This window comes from Parerythrobacter lacustris, assembly GCF_024626475.1.
GTDB classification, from domain to species: domain Bacteria; phylum Pseudomonadota; class Alphaproteobacteria; order Sphingomonadales; family Sphingomonadaceae; genus Parerythrobacter_A; species Parerythrobacter_A lacustris.
Window position 1 is genome coordinate 26,750 of sequence record NZ_JANKHH010000002.1, and the last position, 19,506, is coordinate 46,255.

Annotated in this window: 19 protein-coding genes and 1 other RNA gene; 14 read left to right on the top strand and 6 right to left on the bottom strand. The window is 64.1% G+C overall.

Annotated elements, in window-relative coordinates:
• The first annotated feature begins 38 nt into the window (after nucleotides 1-38).
• Both NSO95_RS03120 and NSO95_RS03125 read left to right on the top strand, forming a co-directional pair.
• Complete coding sequence (locus tag NSO95_RS03120; RefSeq protein ID WP_257594695.1) at nucleotides 39-719, top strand: response regulator transcription factor; 681 nt, start codon at nucleotides 39-41, stop codon at nucleotides 717-719.
• 147 nt (nucleotides 720-866) lie between these two features.
• Entirely contained in the window at nucleotides 867-2,192 is a 1,326-nt protein-coding gene (locus NSO95_RS03125) for an ATP-binding protein (RefSeq protein ID WP_257594743.1), read from the top strand.
• Here NSO95_RS03125 and NSO95_RS03130 read toward each other — a convergent pair.
• Nucleotides 2,189-2,620: a PilZ domain-containing protein gene (locus tag NSO95_RS03130; protein WP_257594696.1), complete on the bottom strand. Its 432-nt coding sequence runs from the start codon at nucleotides 2,618-2,620 to the stop codon at nucleotides 2,189-2,191. The two genes, NSO95_RS03125 and NSO95_RS03130, sit on opposite strands and share 4 nt — an antisense overlap.
• A 154-nt stretch (nucleotides 2,621-2,774) precedes the next feature.
• Here NSO95_RS03130 and NSO95_RS03135 point away from each other — a divergent pair, with 154 nt between their 5' ends.
• A complete protein-coding gene (locus NSO95_RS03135; RefSeq protein ID WP_257594697.1) occupies nucleotides 2,775-3,881 on the top strand; it encodes a hypothetical protein in 1,107 nt (368 codons plus the stop codon).
• On the opposite strand, the gene NSO95_RS03140 is transcribed toward NSO95_RS03135, so the two are convergent.
• Both NSO95_RS03140 and NSO95_RS03145 read right to left on the bottom strand, forming a co-directional pair.
• A complete protein-coding gene (locus NSO95_RS03140) occupies nucleotides 3,878-4,792 on the bottom strand; it encodes an alpha/beta hydrolase (protein WP_257594698.1) in 915 nt (304 codons plus the stop codon). The genes NSO95_RS03135 and NSO95_RS03140 overlap by 4 nt on opposite strands.
• Nucleotides 4,789-5,076 (bottom strand): chorismate mutase, encoded by a 288-nt coding sequence (locus tag NSO95_RS03145; protein ID WP_257594699.1) that lies wholly within the window; start codon nucleotides 5,074-5,076, stop codon nucleotides 4,789-4,791. The genes NSO95_RS03140 and NSO95_RS03145 overlap by 4 nt, the downstream gene beginning before the upstream one ends.
• Before the next feature lie 86 nt (nucleotides 5,077-5,162).
• Here NSO95_RS03145 and NSO95_RS03150 point away from each other — a divergent pair, with 86 nt between their 5' ends.
• The 4 genes from NSO95_RS03150 (at nucleotide 5,163) to NSO95_RS03165 (ending at nucleotide 9,707) form a co-directional block, all read left to right on the top strand.
• Entirely contained in the window at nucleotides 5,163-6,173 is a 1,011-nt protein-coding gene (locus tag NSO95_RS03150) for a polyprenyl synthetase family protein (protein WP_257594700.1), read from the top strand.
• A gap of 9 nt (nucleotides 6,174-6,182) precedes the next feature.
• Entirely contained in the window at nucleotides 6,183-6,698 is a 516-nt protein-coding gene (locus tag NSO95_RS03155; protein ID WP_257594701.1) for a hypothetical protein, read from the top strand.
• Between the two features lie 39 nt (nucleotides 6,699-6,737).
• Nucleotides 6,738-9,167 (top strand): ATP-dependent helicase HrpB, encoded by a 2,430-nt coding sequence (hrpB, locus tag NSO95_RS03160; protein ID WP_257594702.1) that lies wholly within the window; start codon nucleotides 6,738-6,740, stop codon nucleotides 9,165-9,167.
• 261 nt (nucleotides 9,168-9,428) lie between these two features.
• A complete protein-coding gene (locus NSO95_RS03165; protein ID WP_257594703.1) occupies nucleotides 9,429-9,707 on the top strand; it encodes an ETC complex I subunit in 279 nt (92 codons plus the stop codon).
• Nucleotides 9,708-9,710: 3 nt separating this feature from the next.
• Here NSO95_RS03165 and NSO95_RS03170 read toward each other — a convergent pair whose 3' ends face one another.
• Entirely contained in the window at nucleotides 9,711-10,661 is a 951-nt protein-coding gene (locus NSO95_RS03170) for a hypothetical protein (RefSeq protein WP_257594704.1), read from the bottom strand.
• 117 nt (nucleotides 10,662-10,778) lie between these two features.
• Between NSO95_RS03170 and ffs the strand changes: the two genes are divergently transcribed.
• An RNA gene (gene ffs / locus NSO95_RS03175) (signal recognition particle sRNA small type) lies at nucleotides 10,779-10,873 on the top strand.
• 21 nt (nucleotides 10,874-10,894) lie between these two features.
• Here ffs and NSO95_RS03180 read toward each other — a convergent pair.
• The gene (locus NSO95_RS03180; RefSeq protein WP_257594705.1) at nucleotides 10,895-11,395 is read right to left on the bottom strand and encodes a hypothetical protein; all 501 of its coding nucleotides are present in this window, start codon (nucleotides 11,393-11,395) and stop codon (nucleotides 10,895-10,897) included.
• A gap of 140 nt (nucleotides 11,396-11,535) precedes the next feature.
• Here NSO95_RS03180 and NSO95_RS03185 point away from each other — a divergent pair, with 140 nt between their 5' ends.
• The 6 genes from NSO95_RS03185 to NSO95_RS03210 all read left to right on the top strand — a co-directional run bounded on the left by NSO95_RS03185 (nucleotide 11,536) and on the right by NSO95_RS03210 (nucleotide 18,510).
• A complete protein-coding gene (locus NSO95_RS03185) occupies nucleotides 11,536-13,278 on the top strand; it encodes a DNA polymerase III subunit gamma/tau (protein WP_257594706.1) in 1,743 nt (580 codons plus the stop codon).
• A gap of 19 nt (nucleotides 13,279-13,297) precedes the next feature.
• Nucleotides 13,298-13,636 (top strand): YbaB/EbfC family nucleoid-associated protein, encoded by a 339-nt coding sequence (locus NSO95_RS03190; RefSeq protein ID WP_257594707.1) that lies wholly within the window; start codon nucleotides 13,298-13,300, stop codon nucleotides 13,634-13,636.
• Between the two features lie 52 nt (nucleotides 13,637-13,688).
• The gene (locus tag NSO95_RS03195; RefSeq protein ID WP_257594708.1) at nucleotides 13,689-14,483 is read left to right on the top strand and encodes a class II aldolase/adducin family protein; all 795 of its coding nucleotides are present in this window, start codon (nucleotides 13,689-13,691) and stop codon (nucleotides 14,481-14,483) included.
• 22 nt (nucleotides 14,484-14,505) lie between these two features.
• Nucleotides 14,506-15,270: a hypothetical protein gene (locus NSO95_RS03200; RefSeq protein WP_257594709.1), complete on the top strand. Its 765-nt coding sequence runs from the start codon at nucleotides 14,506-14,508 to the stop codon at nucleotides 15,268-15,270.
• A 383-nt stretch (nucleotides 15,271-15,653) separates the two neighbouring features.
• Nucleotides 15,654-18,047 carry an endopeptidase La gene (lon, locus tag NSO95_RS03205; protein ID WP_257594710.1) on the top strand — a complete coding sequence of 798 codons (2,394 nt, stop codon included), beginning with the start codon at nucleotides 15,654-15,656 and terminating at the stop codon, nucleotides 18,045-18,047.
• 190 nt (nucleotides 18,048-18,237) lie between these two features.
• Entirely contained in the window at nucleotides 18,238-18,510 is a 273-nt protein-coding gene (locus NSO95_RS03210; protein ID WP_257594711.1) for an HU family DNA-binding protein, read from the top strand.
• A gap of 92 nt (nucleotides 18,511-18,602) precedes the next feature.
• On the opposite strand, the gene NSO95_RS03215 is transcribed toward NSO95_RS03210, so the two are convergent.
• Complete coding sequence (locus NSO95_RS03215) at nucleotides 18,603-19,496, bottom strand: hypothetical protein (protein ID WP_257594712.1); 894 nt, start codon at nucleotides 19,494-19,496, stop codon at nucleotides 18,603-18,605.
• Nucleotides 19,497-19,506 lie beyond the last annotated feature (10 nt).

The window sequence follows — 19,506 nt, forward strand, 5'->3', positions numbered from 1 at the left end:
ACTTAGCAAACGCGTAACCAGAGGGGACACAGCCAGCCATGCGCATCCTGATCGTCGAGGACGAACCGACACTCGGCCTGCAACTCAAGACCACTCTAGAGCAGACCGGCTATGCGGTGGATCTGTCCACCGACGGCGAGGACGGGCACTTCATGGGCTCGACCGAGAATTACGATGCGGTGATCCTCGACCTCGGCCTGCCCGAGATCGACGGGCTGACCGTGCTCGGCATGTGGCGGCGCGAAGGGCGCACCTTCCCGGTGTTGGTGCTGACCGCGCGTGACAGCTGGTCGGACAAGGTCGCCGGCCTCGATGCCGGGGCGGACGACTATCTTGCCAAACCGTTCCAGACCGAAGAGCTGATCGCCCGCTTGCGCGCGCTGATCCGCCGCGCTTCGGGCAATACCTCGAGCGAACTGATGGCGGGCGATGTCCGGCTCGATACGCGTTCGGGCCGCGTCACCCTCGCGGGAGAGCCGGTCAAGCTGACTGCGCAGGAATACAAGCTGCTGAGCTACCTGATGCACCACAAGGGCAAGGTCGTCAGCCGGACCGAACTGATCGAGCATATCTACGATCAGGATTTCGATCGCGATTCGAACACCATCGAGGTGTTTGTCACCCGCATCCGCAAGAAGCTGGGGGCCGATGTGATCACCACGATCCGCGGCCTCGGCTACAGTCTCGACGATCCGGCCGAAGCGCCGCGCGCGACCTAAGGCGGACATGGGATGAATGCGGGCGGAGCAGTGCGGGTGGGGGATGATACCCCCGCTGCGCTGCGCGAAAGCGCGGAAGCCGCAACTCTGAACGCCGAAATCGCCGGCGGGGCCGCGCCGCCCAACACCGGCAGCCTGGCGCGCCGGATGATGGCCATCGCCACCGGCTGGATCCTCGTGCTGCTGCTGGCGGGCGGTTTCGCGCTTGATCGGGTACTGACCAATCTGGTCGAACAGAATTTCGACGATCAGCTCGAATATTTGCTCAATGCGATGCTGGTGACCGCCGAAATCGGCCCCGACGGCGAAGTCTATTTCAATCGCCCGATCGGCGAGCCGCGGTTCCTCGAACCTAACAGCGGGCTTTATTTCCAGATCAGCGCCCCAGGGAAGGAAGGCTATCCCTCGCGATCGCTGTGGGATGAGCCGCTGGAAGTGCAGCCACACATCGATTCCGAACCGCATTTTTACAACAGCGACCAGTTCGAGGGCGAACCGCTCCGGATTGTCGAGCGCAGCGTGATCCTGCCCGACAGCGAGACCCGCTGGACTTTCGCCGTCGCCTCGGCGCGCGAGGAACTCGATTTCCAGCTTGCCCGCATCCGCTCGATCCTGCTGTGGAGCTTTGCGGTGCTCGGGCTCGGCCTGATCCTGATGGCGGCGCTGCAAAGCTGGTATGGGCTGCGCCCGCTGCGGCGGATCAGGGAAGCGATCCAGCGCATCCGCACCACCGGCTCCAACCGGGTAACCGACCCCCTGCCGCTCGAGGTGCAGCCGCTGGTGCAGGAACTGAACATGCTGCTCGCGCACTCCGAGAAACAGGCGGAGGAGGCGCGCACCCATGCGGGCAATCTGGCGCATGCCCTCAAGACCCCGCTCACCGTGCTGACCAACGCGGCGACGGCGCGGGACCCCAAGCTGGCGAGCCATGTGTTCCGCGAGACAAAGGTGATGCAGCGCCATGTCGATCACCATCTTGCGCGGGCGAGGGCGGTCGGTCGGCGCGCGACGGGCCTGTCGCGCGCGGGGGTCTGGTCGAGCGCCGAGTCTGTGCTGCGGGCGGTGACGCGGATCTACGAGCGAACCCGGTTCGATCTCGACGGCAACCGCGATGCGCAGGTCGCGATCGAGCGGCAAGACCTTGACGAAATCCTCGGCAACCTGATCGAGAACGCTGCCAAATACGGCGGCGGCAGTGTGTTCGTAACCGTCGATGCACAGCGTGACGATCCCGCTCGGTGCGAAATCTGGATCGAGGATGACGGCATGGGCATCCCCGAAGACAAGCGCGAGGATATCTTCGCCCGCGGCGCACGGCTCGATACCGGCAAGCCCGGGACCGGGCTTGGGCTGGCGATCGTACGCGACGTGGCGGAAATTTACGGGGGGACAGTCACGCTCGACGAGAGCGAGGATCTTGGCGGGTTGCTGGTCCGGCTGAAGTTGCCGCGTGCCGCAAGCTCCGGCAACTAGACCGAACGAACCTGCCGGACGACTTTTTCGGCCTGCGCGGGATTCATCCAGCCGCGCAGCATGGTGCGCAGTGCGGTGTCATGGCTTTGGCGGTAGCAATCGTTGTTCCACCGCAGCTGGCGCACCGCGCCAAGCGAGGCAGCTTCGTGAAATTGCAGGCCAGCGCTTTTGCCTTCGATCCAGGCGACGGAGAACATCGCGTCGAGCGGATAGCATTGCAGGATGCCCTCGAAGCCGGTGCGAAGGGGGATGTCGCAGATGATCCGCGCGCCGGTGGTCGAGATGTCCTCCAACGCACAGTCGAATTCGCCCGACAGCAGGATCACACGTCCCGGCACCAGCACACGAAACCGCTCAGCCGAGCGGCGTCCGAGCGGAGCGGGGGATTCGGGGATCGGACCCGAAAAGGTGAGCGGGACAGTTGCCATGCATGGTTAACTAGCCGGAAACCATGAAATTCCGGTAAAGAGCCTGGCCGGGGAAATGCGGTGAGGCAGTCCGATTCGGGGTTCACCTGCCATTCAATTTCGTTCATCTAACTAGCGATGTATCTTAACAATTCCTCGATTCGGGAGATTGATCGTGGGGCACAAGGTTTTCAGGTTCGCGCTGTTTGGCGCTGCGGCGGTCTCGCTCGGAGGCTGCGCTACGCTGCTCGAATATGATGGCACCTACGATCCATATTACGGCGGATCGTATGATCCGTACTACGGCGGGTCGTACGATCCCTATTACGACACCTATTATGATCCCGGCTATACCGGCTACTATTTCGGCTGGTACGAGGACTACTATTATCCCGGCACCGGCTTTTACATCTACGACCGCTGGGGCACCCGCCACCGCTGGGGCGAGCGTCATCGCCGCCATTGGGAAGGACGCCACAAGGGCCGCCGTTACGACCGCGACAACTGGTCGGGCTACAGCCGCGACGAGGACGGTACCTACCGTGACCGGCGCAGGCGCGACGGTGACGGCCGCCGTGGCGACGGTCGTAGGGGCGACCGCGACGGCGCGCGCGACAATGACAATCGCGGGTTCGGACTGAACCCGGACCCGGCAGTCCGTTCCGGTGACGCCGGGCGGGGCCAGCGCGGTGACGACCGAAGGGAACGGCGCGAAGATCGTCGTGGCGATCGGCAAAGCGACCGGACCGGCTTCGGCAACTCGGGCGGATCTACGCCCGCGCCCGGCAATCGTGGCGGGCGGATGGGCGCGCAGGATATGCGCGCCGACGTCCCCGTCGTGACCCCGACTCCCGCCCCGGTGCAACGCGCCGCACCGCCGGTGCAGCAGTATCGCCCGTCGCCCGCGCTCCGCGAACAGTCCGGCGGACCCGCAGCGCGTAGCTTTCCGGAACAGGTCGACCGTCCAGTGCGTGAGCGACCGGAGCGTCCGCAGGTCGCCCCGGTGCAGCGGATAAGACAGGCTCCTCCGCCGCAAAGGATAGAGGCCGCGCCGGTCCCGCCGTCGCGCGCTGCTCCGCCGGTACAGCAATCGCGGCCAGCACCTGTGCAGCGCACCCAGTCGGCACCGCCGGTGCAGCAAGCGCGTCCGGCTCCGGTCCAGCGCACGCAAAGCGCGCCGGCCCCGGTCGCGCGCCCTGCTCCAGCGCCTGCTCCTGAAGCGCGTCCCGCACCGCGTGTGAACGCGCGCAACCCCGACGCCGCGCGCAAGGTGGACGACTAAAGGGCCTCGAGGAATTCCCCGACGCGGGCGTAGCAGTGCTGCGCCTCGCGGGTGAAGGTTGCGATCATGAAGTCGTGGAACGCGCCTTCGTACTCGTAATAATGCACCGGATGCCCTTCGGCCTCGGCGCGCACGGCAAAGCTGCGCGCGTCGGCCTGCAATATGTCGTGCGTTCCCTGGAAGATCGCCATCGGCGGCAGGCCTGACAGATCGGTATGGAGCGGGCTCAAGTCATCGCGCGCCGGATCGTCGTCGCCCGCCCACATTTCCCCGCAGATACGCAGCCGATCGACCGTAAGCATGATGTCGTCGGGCTCGATCGCCCGCGCACGCCCGTCGGCTAGCGTCAGGTCCATCCACGGCGCGAACAGCATCAGCGCATCGGGCATCACGTGCTCGTTCTCACGCAGCCGGATTGCCGTGCCGAGAGCAAAATTGCCGCCCGCACTATCGCCTGCCAGAGCAATCTTCGCGCCGGGATTCCCGACCCGGACATGCTCGTAGATATCGAGCACCAGATCGCGGCCCGGCTTGTAATCGTGCTCGGGCGCGAGCGGGTAGAGTGGCAGAATGATCGTCGCGCCCGTTGCCGCTCCCAGTGCGCGCAGTACGCCCCAATGCACCGCATGCATCGGGTTCACATAGCCACCCCCGTGAAGATAGACGATCTGCCACTCGGAGCGGTTCTTGCGCGGAGTCAGGTGATAGACGGTCACGCCCTGATGATCCTGCTTCTCGACCACGAACTGCTTCTCGACCGCCCTCGGCATCGGCGCGGCCTGCGGCGGTTTGCGCTTTGCCAACTTCTCCCGAATTTCGGAGGCTTCGGGGAAGGGCGCGGGCAGCAGCCTGAACAGCGCCTTTGCAAGCTTGAGGCGGAAGCTCGGCTGTTCGAACGCGCGCTCGATCACCCGCGCGCCTGCTCGTGGTGGCGGATCACTTCCTCGATGATGAAGCGCAGGAACTTCTCCGAGAATTCGGGGTCGAGCTGGGCCTGTTCCGCCAGCGCGCGCAGGCGGGCGATCTGTTTCGCCTCGCGGTCCGGATCGGCGGGGGGCAGATCGGTCTTGGCCTTATAGGCACCGACCGCCTGGGTGATGCGGAACCGCTCGGCCAGCATATGGATCAGCGCGGCATCGATATTGTCGATGCTGCGGCGGAAGGCGGCGAGTTGCGGATCGGGCGCGTTGCTCATTGCGCACCGCCTATCACGCAGATTGCAACCAAGCCAAGCGGCTTCGCGCTTGCCAAGGGTGCGGGCGAGCGCCAAGAACACAGGCGATGACCGCCGAAATCGTGCCGCTCCCGCGCAAGACGCCGACCCTCGACCCGATGCTGGCGCTGACCGCGCCGGGGATGAATTCGGTCAATGCGGTGATCCTCGACCGGATGCAGAGCGAAATCCCGCTTATCCCCGCGCTCGCCGGGCACCTGATCTCGGGCGGCGGAAAGCGGCTGCGGCCGATGCTGACGCTCGCCGGGGCGGAGCTTGTCGGTTACAACGGCACGCGGCACCACAAGCTGGCCGCAGCGGTCGAGTTCATTCACACCGCCACCCTGCTGCATGACGATGTGGTCGACGGCAGCGAGATGCGCCGCGGCAAGGCGGCGGCGAACATCATCTTCGGCAATCCGGCCACGGTGCTGGTGGGCGATTTCCTGTTCAGCCGCAGCTTCGAACTGATGACCGAGGACGGCAGCCTGAAGGTGCTCAAGATCCTCTCCAACGCCAGCGCGGTGATCGCCGAGGGCGAGGTCGACCAGCTCACCGCGCAGCGGCGGATCGAAACCAGCGAGGAACGCTATCTCTCGATCATCGGCGCCAAGACCGCCGCCCTCTTCGCCGCCGCCAGCCGCATCGCCGCCGTAGTGGCCGAGTGCAGCGAACGCGAGGAGCAGGCGCTCGACGATTACGGTCGCAACCTCGGCGTGGCGTTCCAGCTGGTCGACGACGCGATCGACTACGATTCGGACGCAGCCCAGATGGGCAAGGACCGTGGCGACGACTTCCGTGAAGGCAAGATGACGCTTCCGGTGATCCTCGCCTATGCCCGCGGGAGCGAGGAAGAGCGCAAGTTCTGGCAGGCGGCGATCCTCGGTCACCGCACCAGCGATGCCGATCTGGAGCAGGCGATCGCGCTCATCGCCAAGCACGGCGCGCTCGAAGCCACCCGCGACCGCGCCCGCCACTTCGCCGAACGCGCGATCGACGCGATCTCGATCTTCCCTGCCAACAAGGCCCGCGCTGCGATGGCCGAAGCCGCGCTCTTCGCAGTGGCGCGGGGATACTAGGGCCGTTCGATGGACCGGCCCAGCGATCTCGTCTTGCTGGCCAGCGTACTGCAGGAGGCTGACGATGGGGCGGGCGATGAAATCGGCCTGATGCTGCACACCGAATTGCGCCGCTGGGTCTATGAACAGTCACCGCGCAATGCCGTGACTTTCGCTTCGACGGGCGGGGACGGAGTGCATTTCTCCCTTCTCGATGCCGGCACCGGCATTTCCAACGACAGTCCCGTTGTGATGACCGTGCCGATGGCAGACCAGCCCAACCGGGTAGTGGGCGCAAACCTGCGCCAATTCCTCGCCCTTGGTCGTCATTCGGGGTTCTTCATCCTCGAACAGTTGCAATATGGTTTTGCCGAGATGGTCGAGGAGCTGGAGAGCCACCGGTGGGAGCAGGACCTTTCGCCTGTGGGCCGCGCACTGCTGAAGCGGATGGCGGATGAATTCGCGCTGGTCACGTGGTGCGACTATGGCGAAGAATTGCTGGCGCTCGAAAGGACGTTCGCAGACCAGTTCGACATAGGTGACTGACTTCGCATCGGGCAGGGCCTGCGCTAGAGGCGAGAGATAGTGTCAGTCCTTCCGATCCATACTGTCCTGCCCGATCTGCTCGCCGCCCTGCGCGCGCGAGACGCAGCCGTGCTGGTCGCGCCGCCGGGGGCGGGCAAAACCACTGCGGTCGCTCCGGCACTGCTCGGCGAGGCGTGGTGCAGCGGGCAGGTGATCCTGCTCAGCCCGCGCCGGGTGGCTGCGCGCGCCGCGGCGGAGCGGATGGCGGAGGTGCTCGGCGAGCAGGCGGGGGAGACGGTCGGATACCTCACCCGGCTGGACAGCAGGACTTCGGCCAAAACCCGCGTCCTGGTTATGACCGAAGCGATCTTCGTCAACCGCATCGTCGGGGACCCGGAACTGGCAGGCGTCTCCGCCGTGCTGTTCGACGAGGCACACGAGCGTCATCTCGACAGCGACCTCGGGCTGGCGCTCGCACTGGAGAGCCGCAGCGTTCTGCGCGAGGACCTGCGCATCTGCGTGATGTCGGCGACCATCGACGGGGCGCGGTTCGCGCGATTGCTCGGCGACGGCGCTCCGGTGATCGAAAGCGAAGGCAAGGCCTATCCGCTCGATATCCGCTGGCTCGGCGCATCGCCCGATAAGCGGATCGAGGATGCGATGGCCGCCGCCGTCATGACCGCATGGCGCGAGCAGGCGGGCGATATCCTCGCATTCCTGCCCGGCGTCGGCGAAATCGAGCGGACGCGCGAGCGATTGGAAGAACGCCTGCCCGACGTGCCGATCCTGCCGTTGCACGGGCAAATCCAGCCGCAGGACCAGCGCGCGGCGATCCGGCGCGACCCGCAGGGCAGGCGGCGCATCGTGCTGGCGACCGCCATCGCCGAAACCTCGCTCACCCTCGACGGGGTCAGCGTGGTGGTCGACAGCGGGCTGGCACGTCAGGCGGAATTCGACCGCGCCGCCGGGACGACGCACCTCGTCACCCGCCGGGCGAGCCAGGCTTCCGCCGGCCAGCGTGCCGGGCGTGCCGCACGGCAAGGGCCGGGGGTGGCCTATCGCCTGTGGGAGGAAGCGGGGCACGCGGGTCGCCCGGCGTTCGATGTGCCGGAGATCGCAAGTGCCGATCTCGCGCCACTGGTGCTGTCGCTGGCCCGCTGGGGAACCACCGATCCGACGAGCCTTGCCTGGCTCGACCCGCCGCCTGCGGCATCGCTGGCTTCGGCACGCGAGCGGCTTGCGCGGCTGGGCGCGCTCGACGGAGAAGGGCGGATCACGCCCTTCGGTGAGCAGCTCGCCGCGATGCCGATGGACCCGGAGCATGCCGCCATGGTCCTGTTCGCTGCCAGAAAGGGCGAGGCCGAAGCGGGCGCGCGCATGGCGCTGCTGTTGCAGGAACGCGGCTTGGGCGGGCGCGGCGAGGATCTGCTGGCCCGCCTCCAGCGCTGGGACGGCGAGCGCGGCGCGCGAGCGGAGGCCTCGCGCAAGTTGGCAGCACGGTGGGCCGGCAACGCCCGCACCCTTGCAAAGAGCGATCCGGCCGACCGATCGGGACCATCGCCCGCAGTCTTCCTCGCCCGCGCGCGGCCCGATTTCGTCGCCACACGGCGCGATGCGTCGGGCGAGCACTGGCTCGCCGCTGGCGGGCGCGGGTTCATGCTCGATCCGGCGAGCCCGCTGGCGCGTGCGGAGTGGCTCGCGATCGGCGACGCGCAGGGGCAGGCCAAGGGCGCGCGGATCACCGCTGCCGCAGCGCTCTCGGCGCAGGAGGTCGAACAGCATCTCGCCCAGTTGATCGACAAGCGTTCGGTCGTGCGCTGGAACGAGGCCGAGGGCAGGGTAGAGGCGCGCCTCGAACGCAGGCTCGGCGCGATAACCCTGTCAACCGGCCCCGACCCCTCGCCAAACCCGCAGGCGCTTGTCGACAAGCTTGTGGAAAAGGCTGTGGAACGCTTGGGGGAATTGCTGCCTCCCGAGCTCATCGCGCGCGCCCGCTTTGCCGGGGTTGATGCGCTTTCCTTCACAGCATTGGAGCAGTCGGCGAACGAATGGATCACGCCACTGCTCGAAGGACGACGCGATCTCGCCATTCCGCGTGGCAAGCTGGTCGATGCGTTGCTTGGGCGGCTCGACTGGAACCAGCGCCAGCAACTCGACCGGCTTGCCCCGCGCGAATTCGCCTCGCCCGCCGGAACTGTTCATGCGGTCGATTATGCCGGTGACGATGCGCCGAGCGTCGAGGTAAGGGTGCAGGCGGTTTTCGGCCTCGACCACCATCCAATGATCGGTAGTACCCCGCTGCTGCTCAAGCTTACGAGTCCGGCGGGCCGCCCGATCCAGTCGACCCGGGATTTGCCCGGCTTCTGGCGCGGTTCATGGGCGGATGTGCGCAAGGAAATGAAGGGCCGATACGCAAAACACCGCTGGCCGGATGAACCGTGGGCGGAGAAGCCGAGCCTCAAGACGAAGAACGCATTCGAGAGGCGGTGACTTTTTTGTTCACGCAGAGCGCGCAGAGGAAAGGAGAGACGCAGAGGGGTCGGGCTGGGCCGAAGGCCTCAAGAATTTCAGAGCATCGCTATGGGTGCTGCCCGAAGAGATTGAGTGCGGCTTCGCCGCAGGCACAAAATCTCTGCGTCTCTCCTTTCCTCTGCGGGCTCTGCGTGAAACAAATTTCCCGAGAGGCATTCTCTCCGCGAACCAAACCGAACTCGCTTGATTTTCGCATCAACAGGATCAAAGGCAAACCGCATGAGTGCACGAATCTACCAACGCCCGAAGAATGCGATGCAGTCCGGCAAGGCGCGGACCGACGAGTGGGTGCTCGAATTCGAGCAGTCAGAGGCGCGCAGACCTGATCCGTTGATGGGCTGGACCGGCAGCGGCGATACGCAAGCGCAGGTCGTGCTGACCTTCCCGACCAAGGACGCGGCCAAGGCCTATGCCGACAAATACGGTATCGTCGCCCGGGTCCATGCGACTCCGCCGAAAACGCTCAAGCTGCAGGCCTACGCCGACAATTTTCGCTAGACTTCAGCTTTTGTCGAAATCGACAGAATCGTCCGAAAGTGCCTCGCTGGTGAGCGTCGCTCCCAGCTCGTAAGGCAAGGAATCCGCCTGCCAGCGCGCGGTACCGCTGCGCACCGCCGCGCGGCAATCGGTGGCATCGTGGCCGACATCGTCCGACAGGTAGATCATGGTCGAAGCATAGCTTCCGGTGAACCGCAGGTCGTCGCACTCGCCATCGTTGGCATAGCTCGAGCTATCGTCGCCGTAATTGATGTCGGCGGTCGATCCGGGGGTACGGAACAACGGGTTCAGGCCCACGCTTCCGGCATCGTAGGCGGCGCGGCAGTCCTGCTCGTCGCGCCCGATATCTTCGGGCAGTGCTGTGGAGGTGAGGCCGCGGCCGAGGAAGCGCATATCGTCGCACTCGCCGTCGTTAGCCCATTGGCTGGTGTTGTCGCCCCAGTCGAACCGGCCCTCGATCGCGACCGGGGTTAGCCTGCCGCTCGATCCTCCACTGGCGGAACCCGAAAGTCCCGAACCGCGCAGTTCGAGCCGCCCCTCTTCGTACGCGGTACGGCAGTCGGTCGCATCGTGCCGGACATCCTCTTCAAGCAGCGGCGTGCTGGTCATGCCTTCGCCCTCGAAGCGCATGTCGTCGCATTCGCCGTCGTTCGACCACTGGCCGTCGTCGTCGCCCCACTGGATGTGGCTCGCATCGCGCCGCTCGGTCGCCGCAATGCCGCTATAGGTCAGTCGCCCCTGTTCGTAGGCGATCCGGCAATCGCTTGCGTCATGACCTACGTCGCTGTCGAGCAGCGGCGTAGTGGTCATTCCCGATCCCTCGAACCGCTTGTCGTCGCATTCACCGTCTTGCGAGAAGGGACTTTCATCGTCGCCGAAGTCTATATCCTGCGCGTAGGCCGGTGTTTGCATTGCAGCAAAGGCGCACAGAGCACCGATTGCGAAGCGAGTCATGTTGCGGATCATACAAAAGCCCTCCTGACGAGCCGTTTCATATCTGCGACGAAATGAATGTGCAATTGACCGAATCGCGGCGCTTGATTTTGCCCCCGCCAGTCGCCATATCCCCGGCCGGGAGTCGGGTGGACGTTTGCGTTCGCTCACCGGGTCAGGTCCGGAAGGAAGCAGCCCAGGTGAATTGCGGCGGGTCGCCCGGCTCCTTTTCCCGCCCGTAGCCGCACAACCAGCTATTTGAGCTGTAACCGCCCGCGTTCGAACTGTTCGCGGCAATCGGTCGCATCGTGCCGTATGTCTTCGTCGAGCAAGGGCGTGCTGGTCATGCCTGCGCCGGTAAAACGGCTGTCGTCGCATTCGCCATCGTTGGCCCAATCGCCCCGATCGTCACCCCAATCGATACCGCCGGAAGCACTTTGCGGACGAGTTGCGGCGGCTTGCGATTTATCGCCGGTGGAGATGCTGTAGGTCAGTTTCCCGGCCTCATAAGCGGTACGGCAATCGGTCGCATCATGGCCTATGTCTTCGTCCAGCAGCGGGGTGCTGGTCATGCCGTCCCCGGAAAAGCGCTTGTCGTCGCACTCCCCGTCGTTCGCCCATTCACCAACATCGTCGCCCCAGTCGATACCGCTTGCCGCTGTCGTTCCGCCAACAAGCGCCGCCGGCTTGTCCTTCGCCGGATCCTCCGGCTCGTTGGTGGGCAGGAACTGACATCCCGCAAGCGTCGCTGCCATTGCAATGGCGTACCCCGATTGCATCACCCGAACCATGCGATGTCCTCCCCCCAAGACTGTGCAACTGGTTTACCACGCTGGTGGACATCGTGCCAAGTGAGGCTTCGACAAATGCCGCAGGGGTGCCTAGATTGACCTTGATGCCCGATTCCGAAACCCCTCCCGTCGAACAGGAAAAGCCGAGCGCCGCCGAGCTCGAGGCGGCGGGGCAGGATTCGATGTTCGGCGCGTCGGAGCCGGCTGCTCCCGGGTCCGCCCCGCAGCAGGCGCCGAACCAACCCTATCGCGTCCTGGCGCGCAAGTACCGCCCGCAGACCTTCAGCCAGCTGATCGGGCAGGAACCGATGGTGCGCACGCTCGGCAATGCGATTGAGCGGGACCGGCTGGCGCATGCCTTCCTGATGACCGGGGTGCGCGGGGTGGGGAAGACCTCGACCGCGCGGCTGATCGCCAAGGCCTTGAACTGCATCGGGCCGGACGGGCAGGGCGGGCCGACGATCGACCCCTGCGGCGTGTGCGAGCCGTGCACCGCGATCGCCGAGGGTCGCCATATCGACGTGATCGAGATGGATGCCGCCAGCCACACCGGGGTCGACGATGTGCGCGAGATCATCGAGGCGGTGCGCTATGCGGCGGTCAGCGCGCGCTACAAGATTTATATCATCGACGAAGTTCACATGCTGTCTCGCAATGCTTTCAATGCTTTGCTTAAGACACTTGAGGAACCACCTGCGCATGTAAAGTTCCTCTTCGCGACCACCGAGGTGGACAAGCTGCCGGTCACCGTGCTCAGCCGCACCCAGCGCTTCGACCTGCGCCGCATCCCGACCGATCTGCTCCAGAGCCATTTTGCCTGGGTGTGCGGCGAGGAAGGGATCGAGGCGGAGGACGAGGCGCTGCATATGATCGCCAACGCCGCCGAGGGTTCGGTGCGCGACGGGCTGTCGATCCTCGACCAGGCGATCGCGCATGCCGATCTGGGCGGCGAGGGCAAGGTCACGGCAGAGCGCGTGCGCGACATGCTCGGGCTTGCCGACAAGAGCGCGCAGCGCCGCCTGCTCGGCACCATTCTCGACGGCAATGCCAAGGGGTTGCTGGCCGGGATCGATGAGCAATATGCCTTCGGAGTCGAACCGCTGGCGCTGATGCGCGGGCTGATGGACCTCGTCCACCGCATCACCGTGGCGCAGATCGGTGGCGGCGAACCCGATGCGCCGAGCGCCGACGAACGCGCCGCGTTGGCCGATTGGGCCGGGCGGCTGAGCGCGGGCCAGCTCCACCGGCTGTGGCAATTGCTGCTCAAGGGGCACGACGAGGTGCGCAATGCGCCCGATCCGCTGGTCAGCGCGCAAATGGCGTTGCTGCGCGTGCTCCACGCCGCCGACCTGCCCGATCCGGGCAAGCTGGCGAAAAAGCTCGAGCATCTCGCCGAGACGGGCGTGCAGGCCCCGTCGCATGCCCCATCGAACGGGGCGGCCCCGGCGCCCGCCGGGTCGCTCGACTGGAAGAGCCTGGTCGAACGGATCGACCGAGCGGGCCAGCTGCGCGTGGCGCAGATCATGCACGACTGGGTCCGGGTCGAGACGCTTGAGCCGGGGAAGCTTTCCTTTGCCCTTGTGGACGGTTATCCCGGCGATCCTTCGCCCGACCTGCGCGATGCGCTGCTCAAGCTGACCGGTGAGCGGTGGGAGGTCATTATGCTCCCCGCCGGCGGCACCCCGTCGCTGCGCGAACTCAGCGAGATCGCCAAGGCCGAAGCTCAAGCGAAGATGCGCGCGCATCCGCTGGTCGAGGCCGCTTTCGCGGTCTTCCCCGAGGCCGAGCTGGTCGAAGACGAACATCCCCCCGCCGCAGGCGACCGCGCCTGGGGCAAAAGAGCCTGAAGACCCCAAGGAACATCACATGCAATCGATGGAAGAAATGATCCAGGCCGCGCAGAAGGCGGCCGAAACCATCCAGACCCAGATGAACGAGATGCAGGCCAAGCTCGACGCGATCGAGGTGGAAGGCCAGTCGGGCGGCGGTCTGGTCAAGGTCCGCGCCAGCGCCAAGGGCCGCATTCTCGGTGTCTCGATCGACGAGAGCCTGATGAAGCCGGAAGAAAAGCAGATGGTCGAAGACCTCGTCACCGCCGCCTTCAACGACGCGCGCGACAAGGCCGACCGGGTCTCCAACGATGAAATGAAAAATCTGCAGAGCGGCATGGGCCTGCCGCCGGGGTTCAATCTGCCGGGTATGTAAGCGCGCACAAGCGTGCTATCGGTTGCGCAAAGAGACTGAAGGAGAGAGCGCCATGGCAACCCTGATGAACGACAACGCAAGCGGCAGCGACGCCGACGTCCGCGGGCAGGTTTCGGCGGAGGAATGGGCGGTGCGCGTCGATCTTGCCGCAGCCTATCGGCTGGTGGCGCTCTATGGCTGGGACGACCTGATCTTCACCCACCTCTCGGCGCGCGTTCCCGGGCCGGAGCATCACTTCCTGATCAACCCCTACGACATGATGTTCGAGGAAATCACCGCCTCCAGCCTCGTCAAGATCGATGTCGACGGGCAGCCGGTGATCCCGACCAGCCATCCGGTCAATCCGGCAGGTTTCACCATCCATTCCGCGCTGCACATGAACTGCGAAGATGCCCATGCGGTGATGCACCTCCACACCCCGCACGGGCAGGCGGTTAGTGCGATGGAATTCGGCCTGCTCGAACACACCCAGACCGGGATGATCGCGCGGCACGACATCGCCTATCACGAGTATGAAGGCATCGCGACCGACCTCGAGGAGCGCGAGCGGCTGGTGCAGGATATGGGCGACAAGCACGCGATGATCCTGCGCAACCACGGCACGCTGGCGATCGGCAAGACCGTCGGCCAGTGCTTCCTGCGGCTCTATTTCATCGAGCGCGCTTGCGAGGCGCAGGTGCTGATGCTGAGCGCGGGGCGCGAAAACCTCAACAACCCGCCGCAGGGCACGCCTCAGAAGGTAGAAAGCCAGACCCCGTCGGCCGGCATGGGCATGGTCGCCGACGGCCTCGCCTGGCCCTCATTGCTGCGAAAACTCGACCGGATCGATCCGAGCTTCAGGGATTAGGTCCGGACTCTCAACTTTGGGATTGTTTGGGCCAAAGTTACCCGTCGATCGGGAAGAGTTCGACTGGCTGCTGGCCTGCTTTGCATGGCTGCATTCGACAATCGGCAGACGTGACCGAAAAATCGGGTACCAACCGACATTGGTTCTGCCGAGCGACGCGGCATTGCTAGGCGCTTCGACGGCGCGAGAACTGTTTGATGCGACCAAACGGCTTGCCGGCCTGGAACAGTGGCATTGCGAACTGGTGAAGGGTGATGCGCGAACAGATGTCGAGTACCCCGGTTTGGCTGTTGGGGAATACTCGAACGATCAGGCGCTCGGTACGTTTTCGATCGAGGGCAATGCGCCTGTAATTCACTATAATCCCCAACTGTTGAACAAGCCTCATCAGTTGGTTGCGACCTTTGCGCACGAACTGGCCCACCTGTTGATCAACGATTTGGGCGACCCACCGGGAGGGCCCGATCTACACGAGCATGCGACCGATTGTGCGGCGGTCTATCTCGGGTTCGGCATTTTTCTTGCGAACGGTGCGCGCAATTTTTCGCAGTTTCAGGATTCCGGAATGCACGGCTGGCAATCCGAGGCGGCGGGCTATCTGTCTGAAAACGCACTCGTGACGGCTCTGGCGATATTCATCTGCCATTTCCACATGGAAGCGGAGTTCGGCCCATATTTGAAAGCTTACCTGCGCAAGGATTACAAGGCAGCTCACCGCTACATTGCGCGCAAGCATCCAAACATCTCGGATGAAATCGATAAGCTGGACCTGGCCGTCTGGAGCTGAGATCCCTGTCCTACAAGCCGGTGTTCCGTTATGAAGTGAGTATGGCTCGATCGGTTCGCATCGTCTCAGACTCAACATCGTGCGCGCGTATATTGGCGCAGCGAGACGGGGTAATTGCGCAATGACCCTTGTGTTTCAATTGGACAGGCCGGAACCCTCATGAATGCCGTCTCCAAGTCACAGGATAGCAGTGTCACACGTGTCAACACCCCGGTTTGCGCAATGAGCCGGATGACCCACAAGCCGGGGACGGCGTCAACTTTGTCAACTTCCGCACCGCGACTCATTGTCAACACTGTCAACACCCCCTCCGTTGCGGCGCGTCCACAGCTTCGCCCCTGCGCGGCATTGCAGGGCGGGGCGGGGCTACCCATATTCGCCGCATGAGCACATTTCCCCTTCTTCCGCTTCGCGACATCGTCGTGTTTCCCGATATGGTCGTCCCGCTGTTCGTCGGGCGCGACAAGTCTGTCGCTGCGCTCGAGGCCGCGATGGAAGGGAACAAGGATATCTTCCTCGTCGCGCAGCTCGATCCGGGCTGCGACGATCCCGAGCGTGACGACCTGTACGATATCGGCGTGGTCGCGCAGGTGGTGCAGATGCTCAAGCTGCCCGACGGCACCGTCCGCGTGCTGGTCGAAGGCCAGGCCCGCGCGCAGCTCGAACAGCTCAAGTCCGCCGACGACATGGTGGTTGCCGATGTCCGTGTGCTCGACGAGGAAACCGCCTCGGGCAGCGAAGTCACCGCGATGATGCGATCGGTGGTGGAGCACTTTAAGGATTACGCCAAGCTCAACAAGAAGCTGGGCGACGACGCGGCCGAAGACCTGTCCGAGATCGATGACGCCGGTGCGCTTGCCGATGCGGTTGCCGCCGCCGTCCAGGCCAAGGTGTCGGACAAGCAGGCGCTGCTGACCGAGCCCGATCCGCTCAAGCGGCTGGAGATGGTGATGTCCTTCATGGAGGGCGAGCTGTCGGTGCTCCAGGTCGAGAAGAAGATCCGTGGCCGGGTGAAGCGGCAGATGGAAAAGACCCAGCGCGAATACTACCTCAACGAGCAATTGAAGGCGATTCAGAGCGAGCTGGGTGCGGACGGCGAAGAAGCCGATGAAATGGCCGCGCTGCAGCAAAAGATCGATACGCTCAAGCTCTCCAAGGAAGCCAAGGCCAAGGCCACCGCCGAACTCAAGAAGCTCAAGGCCATGCAGCCGATGAGCGCCGAGGCGACCGTGGTGCGGAACTACCTCGATGTGCTGCTCGGCCTGCCTTGGGGCAAGAAATCGAAGCTCAAGCGCGATATCGCCAAGGCGCAGGAAGTGCTCGACGCGGATCACTACGCGCTGGAAAAGGTCAAGGACCGGATCGTCGAATATCTTGCGGTGCAGGCGCGGACCAACAAGCTCAAGGGACCGATCCTGTGCCTCGTCGGCCCGCCGGGTGTCGGCAAGACCTCGCTGGGCAAGAGCATCGCCAAGGCGACCGGGCGCGAATTTATTCGCCAGAGTCTGGGCGGGGTGCGCGACGAAGCGGAAATTCGCGGCCACCGGCGGACCTATATCGGCTCGCTGCCGGGCAAGATCGTCACCAATCTCAAGAAGGCGGGCAAGAGCAATCCGCTGTTCCTGCTCGACGAGATCGACAAGCTGGGTCAGGATTTCCGTGGCGATCCGGCGTCGGCGCTGCTCGAGGTGCTGGACCCGGAACAGAATTCGAAGTTCCAGGACCATTACCTGGAGCTCGATATCGACCTGTCGGATATCATGTTCGTCACCACCGCCAACAGCCTCAATCTGCCGCAGCCGTTGCTCGACCGGATGGAGATCATTCGGCTCGAAGGATATACCGAAGACGAAAAGGTCGAGATCGCCAGGCGTCACCTGATCTCCAAGCAGGTCGAAGCGCATGGGCTGACCGAAGGCGAATTCACCCTGACGGAAGAGGGCCTCCGCGATCTGATCCGCTATTACACCCGCGAGGCCGGGGTGCGTACGCTGGAGCGTGAGATAGCTAGACTTGCTCGCAAAAGCCTTCGTCAAATTCTTGAAAAGAAAGCTGATAGCGTCACCATCACGCCAGACAATCTGGCTGATTTCGCCGGGGTGCGCAAATTCAAGCATGGAATGTCGGATGACGAGCCGCAGGTCGGTGCGGTCACCGGGCTTGCCTGGACCGAGGTCGGCGGCGAGCTGCTGACGATCGAGAGTGTCACCACGCCCGGTAAGGGAGAGATCAAGACCACCGGCAAGCTGGGCGAGGTGATGCAGGAATCGGTCGCCGCCGCCTTGAGCTTCGTCAAGGCGAGAGCGCCGCACTATGGGATCAAGCCGTCGATCTTTCAGCGCCGCAACATCCATATCCACTTGCCCGAAGGCGCAGTGCCGAAGGATGGACCGAGCGCGGGCGTGGGCATGGTGACCTCGATTGTCTCGGCGTTGAGCGGGATTGCCGTACGCCCCGATGTCGCGATGACCGGTGAGGTTACCCTGCGCGGCCGCGTGCTGGCGATCGGCGGGCTGAAGGAAAAGCTGTTGGCGGCGTTGAGGGGCGGGATCAAGACCGTGCTGATACCTGAGGATAATGTGAAAGACCTCGCCGAAATCCCTGTAAATGTTACCGAAGGTTTGGAAATCGTGCCTGTCGCTCACGTCGATGAAGTGCTCGCGCGTGCGCTGGTCAGCGTGCCGGTTCCGATCGAATGGACTGAGGCCGACGACCTGGCGAGCCAGCCGGTCGGTGTCGTTGGTCAGGGCGAGGGCACTTCCCCTACGGCACACTAAGGTTCCGCCGAGACGCCTCACGGTTCGTCGCAAAACGCGGTGAATCGTTCGCTTTGGGACAATGCCGTGGCGAAATGGCTTTGACAGGCAGGGCAAAAATCCCTTGTATCGCGCTTTCGCAAGAAGCGAGTCTACGCTTCCCCGGCAGCAGCGCAGTGCTGGCCGCGAACCAATTGGGGGATAAACAACGATGAACAAGAACGACCTGATCGCCGCCGTTGCCGAATCGAGCGGCCTGTCGAAGAGCGATGCCGCTGGCGCGGTGGAGGGCGTGTTCGACGCCATCACCCGTTCGCTTTCGAAGGGCGACGAAGTGCGGCTGGTCGGGTTCGGAACCTTCTCTGTCGCCAAGCGCAAGGCTTCGACCGGCCGCAACCCGCGGACCGGCGAACCGATGACGATCAAGGCGTCGAACCAGCCGAAGTTCAAGGCTGGCAAGGGCCTGAAAGACTCGGTCAACTGATCGAACAGGCTTACCCCTTCGGTCACCGACTGAGGGCGATACAATGGGGGCGCCGGTTCAGACCGGTCGCCCCCTTCTGCGTCAGGAAAGCACTAGCGGATGCGGATCAAGGCCGTCGGCGCCTGCGAAGCATGTGAATTGATCTTCCATTCCAGCGATTTGTCGGAACCTCTTGCCACGGGTCCTTCGTCGGTGTTGTTGGCGAGGATTTCCCCATCGGTGGTCACCACAAAGCTTCCGTCGATGAACTGCATCATGTCGTCATCGCCTTTGCCGGCCATGGGGTCTGATGCACCCATGCTCTGTCCGAACAGCAGGAAGGCCGGGCTAAGCCCGTTCGTGATAGCCTGCGCCGAATAACCCGGCGCATTGATGCGGACTGCACCACTATCGCGCCGGTTGATCTGCACGAAGGGCGGGATGAAATTCATCCCCTCGATCGAGGGGAAAGCGAAGTCGTGATCGATCCGGCTGGTGATCCGGTACTTGACGTCGAACACACCGTTGCCGCGATAGACGACGCTCTCCCACCCGGCCTGACGCTCGAGCTGCGCGGCGAATTTGTTGCCCGCTTCGGGATCCTTGGGGTCGATCCCGGCGAGCAGGCGGATCATCTGTTCGTTCCGTTCCTTCTCGGACCTTGCTATTTCTGCGCGCAATTCTTCGTCTTGGCGAATCCTCTCGGCCTTTTCCTCCTCGGTGCAGTCTCGCTGTTCGTAGGTTTCTTCATCGAAGCAACTTGGCTCCCACCCGGCCTCAATTGCGGCCTCGTCCACCGGCGTATCGCCCGGTTCCTCGCTCGCAAACTCCTCGCTCATCGGCAGGAACAGCATCTGGCCATCATAGGTGAAAGTGAAGGTCCCGTCCGACCGCAAGTCGAGCGTCGAGGCGAACTTGCCTGGCAGCAGGATGCAACTGGACAGTGCAAGGCTCGCAACTGTGAGAGCTACGATGCCGAAATGTCTGGCATTACGAAAGAAAGCCATGGTGTACCCT